Here is a 4433-nt window from a genome sequence, read left to right on the forward strand (position 1 = left end):
GCAGTTCCGGGCCGAGGCGCCGGGCCCCGCGGGCCGGGCGGCCCCGGCTCAGGCCGCGAGGGCGAGGACGAGGGAGGCGGCGGCGGGCGCCATGTAGACGAGGGGGAAGGGGACGTGGGCGTAGGCGCGGGCGCGGAGGACGGTGATCACGGCGCCGAGGAAGTAGAGGATCACGCCGACCGCGGCCGCGTAGCCGACGGCCGGGACGGCGAGGCCGGCCAGCAGGCCGAGGGCGCCGGCCGCCTTGGCGACGCCGAGCCAGGTCCACCAGGCGCGCGGGACGCCGTAGTCGGCGAGCGGCTTCACGACGTACTCGGCGCCGGCGAAGACGGAGTAGGCCGAGAAGCCGACCATGAGGGCGGCGAGGACGGTGACGACGGTGTGGGCGACGGACATCGGAGTGCTCCCATTCGACGGCTGTTCGGTTCGACACTCCCCTGACCCGGGGCATCCGCCGGATGTGACCGGCGCGGGCAAAAAATTGTCCGCGACACCCCGCCGCTACCCCTGGCAACCGCTCCGCCAACGAACAATGCAGCTCTGGCAAGGCCTTGAACAGAGACGACTTCCCCGGCTACGGGCGTGTTGATCCTGTACGCCAACGCCGCGTCCACCAGACTGGGCGCCGACCAGACGTCAACTCCGAGGAGGGCAAGCCCGTGAACGTCACCGTTCGGCTCGCACAACAGCCCGAGGCCGACGAACTGCTCGGACGGAGCGCGCTCGCCGCGCTCGTCGGCATGCTGCTGGACCAGCAGGTCCCGATGGAGTGGGCGTTCACCGGCCCGCTGACCATCGCGCAGCGCCTCGGCCACGACGACCTGGACGCCCACGAGATCGCCACGTACAACCCGGAGGAGTTCGTCGCGCTCCTCTCCGCGAAGCCCGCGGTGCACCGCTACCCGGCCGCGATGGCCAAACGGGTGCAGCAGCTCTGCCAGTTCCTCGTGGCGCAGTACGACGGCGACGCCGCGGCGCTGTGGAAGAACGTCCGCACCGGCAAGGAGCTGCTCAGCCGGCTCAACGCCCTGCCCGGCTTCGGCAAGCAGAAGTCGCAGATCTTCCTGGCCCTGCTCGGCAAGCAGTACGGGGTGCGGCCGGAGGGCTGGCGCGAGGCGGCCGGCGCGTACGGCGAGGAGGGTGCGCACCGCTCGGTCGCGGACATCACCGGCCCCGAATCCCTCACCCTGGTACGTGAGTTCAAGCAGGAGATGAAGCGCGTCGCGAAGGAGGCCAAGGCCGCCGCCAAGCCGCGCACCACCACCCGTACGACCGCCGCCCCCGCCCCGACCGGTGCGCGCTGACCGACGGCCCGGCCGCCCGTGCCAACGGTCGACCCACCCGGCCGACCGCGTCGGGGCCGGGCCCTCCCAGAGCGCGACGCGGGCCCCGGCCGCGCCGCGCGACCGGGGCCCGCGAACGGGAGCGCTCCGTCAGATCAGGACGGGCTCCCGCTCCTCGGCGGTGGAGCCGGCCACGGCCCCGGCCGCCTTGCGCCGCCGCGGCAGCGCGAACATCAGCAGGAAGACGGCGAGCAGCACCCCGGCGACCCACCACATCGCGTTCACGAAGGCCCCGCCGAACGCCGCCCCGACCGCCTCCGGCGCGACCACGTCGTCCATCGCCCCGAAGAAGGCCACCGACACCAGGCCGAGCCCGAGCGCGTTGCCCACCTGCTGCACGGTGTTGATCAGCCCGGACGCCGAACCGGCGTGCTCGCGCGGAACCTCCGCCAGCACCGCGTCGGTGATCGGCGCGACGATCAGACCCATCCCGAGTCCCATCACCACCAGCGGCAGCACCATCTGCCAGGTCGTGATCGCCGTCCCGTACCGGTCCGCCTCCCAGATGTAGACGAGGACGCCCGCCGCCATCACCAGCGCGCCGGTCTGCAGGACCTTCCGCCCGAACCGCGGAACCAGCTTCTGCACCGACAGTCCGGCCGCCGTGGAGACCGCGATCGAGAACGGGATGCCGGTCGCGCCGGCCTTGAGCGGGCTCCAGCCCAGCCCGACCTGCATGTAGAGGGTCCAGACCAGGAAGTAGATGCCGAGCGCCACGCCGAAGGCCAGCTGCACGCAGATGCCGGCCGCGAAGGACTTCACCCGGAACAGCGCCAGCTCCACCAGCGGCGAGCCGTCCCGCCGCGTCTTGACCTTCTCGTACACCACGAACAGCGCGAACACCGGCAGGCTCCCGGCCATCGACAGGTAGCCCCACAGCGGCCAGCCGGCCTCCCGGCCGTGCGTCAGCGGGTAGATCAGCATCAGCAGGCCGAGGCTGGCCAGCGCCACGCCCACCAGGTCCAGCTTCAGTGCCTGGTCGGCCTTCGACTCGTCGATGAAGCGGCGGCCGAGCAGCAGGCCGGCGATGCCGACCGGCAGGTTGATCAGGAAGATCGGCCGCCAGGCCAGACCGAACAGGTCCCACTCGGTGAGCAGCGCACCGATCAGCGGACCGGAGACCGCGCCCAGCCCGACCACCGCGCCGAACAGGCCGAACACCTTGCCGCGCTCCTCCGCCGGGAAGGTCGCGTGGATGATCGACAGCACCTGCGGCACCATCAGCGCCGCCGTCCCGCCCTGGAGCAGCCGGGTCGCGACCAGCATCTCCGGGCCGGAGGCCAGCCCGCACAGCGCCGAGGCCAGCGTGAAGCCGCCGATCCCGATCAGGAACACCCGCTTGCGGCCGTGGATGTCGCCCAGCCGGCCGCCGGTGATCAGCCCGATCGCGAAGGCCAGCGCGTAGCCGCCGGTCACCCACTGGATGGCGCTGAAGGAGGCGCCGGTGTCCTGCTGGATGCTCGGGATGGCGATGTTGACGATGGTGACGTCCACCAGGTCCATGAAGGAGGCCACCATCACGATCGTCAGCGCGATCCACCTCCGCCGGTCCGCTGCCGCGGTGCTCATTGCGGTCTCCTCTTTTTTCTTCTTCACGTCCACGCCGCTCTTCTCCACGTCCACGCCGCTCTTCTCCACGTCCGCGACAGTAACGGCCGTATAGGTCAGAACCTGTCCCAGTTGGTCGGGCATGCTGGACGCCATGAGCGACACCCCGGCCCGGCTGCTGAGCCTCCTGTCCCTGCTCCAGACCCCGCGCGAGTGGCCCGGCAGCGAACTCGCCGAGCGGCTCGGCGTCAGCCCCCGCACCATCCGGCGCGACATCGACCGGCTGCGCGAGCTCGGCTACCCGGTGCGGGCCAGCATGGGCCCGGACGGCGGCTACCGGCTGGTCGCGGGCACGGCGATGCCCCCGCTGCTGCTGGACGACGAGGAGGCGGTGGCCATCGCGGTCGGGCTGCGCGCCGCGGCCGGGCACGCCGTGGTCGGCATCGAGGAGGCCTCCGTACGGGCACTCGGCAAGCTGCTCCAGGTGCTGCCGGGCCGGCTGCGGCAGCGGGTCGGGACGCTCAACTCCGCCACCGTGCCGCTGCTCACCGGGGACGGCCCGACCGTCGACCCGGAGGACCTCACCGTGCTCGCCCGCGCCGTCACCGCCCGGGAGCGGCTGCGCTTCGGCTACCGGGCGTACGACGGGGCCGAGACCAGGCGGCAGGTCGAGCCCGAGCGGCTGGTCTCGGTCGGCCGCCGCTGGTACCTGGTGGGCTACGACCTGGACCGCGAGGACTGGCGGCTCTTCCGGGTCGACCGGCTGAGCGGCCCGGCCGCCACCGGCGTCCGCTTCACCCCGCGCCCGCTCCCCGCCGAGGACGCCGCCGCCTACGTGGCGGGCAAGCTGCACCGCCCGTCACCGAGCGGCACCGTGGTCGCCACCGTGCACGCCCCGGCCGAGCGGGTCCGCCGCGGCCTCCGGCCGGGCGACTCCGAGGTCGAGCCGATCGACGAGCACAGCTGCCGGCTCCGTTCCCGCACCGACTCCCTGGAGTGGACGGCGATGCGGCTGCTCTCGCTGGACTGCGCCTTCGAGGTGCACGAGCCGCCCGCGCTGCGGGAGCACCTGCGCGAACTGGCGGCCCGCGCCGAGCACGCGGCGGGGGCGCCGGACCGGGGCGGTCCGGACCCGTCCCAGGGCCGACGCCAGGGCCCTTCCTAGACCTCGACCCGGTACCAGCCGTTGCCGGACCTGAACCACAGCACGCCGTCCCGGCCGTAGGCACGGCGGCGGTCGAGCTCGCCGGGCACGTCCGGCCTGCGCTTCCCGGTCTGCTTCCACTGCTTGCCGACCAGCAGGTGCCAGGTCAGTTCCCCGCCCGGGGACAGGAAGACGCCCTCCCGGGCGCGGACCGCGAAGCCGACCGGCGTCCGGACCGGGCACGGCACCGTGGACGAGGTCCCGTCGGCCGCCTCGATCCGGGTGAGGTAGCTGCCCGAGGAGCCCGGGTACCAGGCCAGCCAGGCGTACCGCCCCTCGGTCGCTCCGGCCAGGTGCTCTTCAAGGGCGAGGACATCTCCACGCTCCAGGGGGCGGCC

The 4433-nt window shown here is 73.1% G+C and carries 4 protein-coding genes and 1 pseudogene; 2 read left to right on the top strand and 3 right to left on the bottom strand.

Annotated features, from left to right (window positions below; genetic code table 11):
• Nucleotides 1-48: 48 nt before the first annotated feature.
• Nucleotides 49-396, bottom strand: a complete 348-nt coding sequence (locus ACIQOV_RS29155; RefSeq protein ID WP_380551875.1) for a DoxX family protein — start codon at nucleotides 394-396, stop codon at nucleotides 49-51.
• A gap of 263 nt (nucleotides 397-659) precedes the next feature.
• Between ACIQOV_RS29155 and ACIQOV_RS29160 the strand changes: the two genes are divergently transcribed.
• Nucleotides 660-1304 (top strand): HhH-GPD-type base excision DNA repair protein, encoded by a 645-nt coding sequence (locus tag ACIQOV_RS29160; RefSeq protein ID WP_359905604.1) that lies wholly within the window; start codon nucleotides 660-662, stop codon nucleotides 1302-1304.
• Nucleotides 1305-1433: 129 nt separating this feature from the next.
• Here ACIQOV_RS29160 and ACIQOV_RS29165 read toward each other — a convergent pair whose 3' ends face one another.
• Nucleotides 1434-2912, bottom strand: coding sequence for an MFS transporter (locus ACIQOV_RS29165; RefSeq protein ID WP_380551902.1), 1479 nt, complete (start codon nucleotides 2910-2912; stop codon nucleotides 1434-1436).
• Between the two features lie 133 nt (nucleotides 2913-3045).
• Here ACIQOV_RS29165 and ACIQOV_RS29170 point away from each other — a divergent pair, with 133 nt between their 5' ends.
• Nucleotides 3046-4056, top strand: coding sequence for a helix-turn-helix transcriptional regulator (locus ACIQOV_RS29170; protein ID WP_401053542.1), 1011 nt, complete (start codon nucleotides 3046-3048; stop codon nucleotides 4054-4056).
• Here the strand turns inward: ACIQOV_RS29170 and ACIQOV_RS29175 are convergent.
• Nucleotides 4053-4433 (bottom strand): annotated as a pseudogene (locus ACIQOV_RS29175) (hypothetical protein); the annotation flags it as partial. The gene ACIQOV_RS29170 and the pseudogene ACIQOV_RS29175 overlap by 4 nt on opposite strands.

Source organism: Kitasatospora sp. NPDC091257, from assembly GCF_044757675.1.
In the GTDB taxonomy this organism is placed as follows: Bacteria; Actinomycetota; Actinomycetes; order Streptomycetales; family Streptomycetaceae; genus Kitasatospora; species Kitasatospora lactacystinica.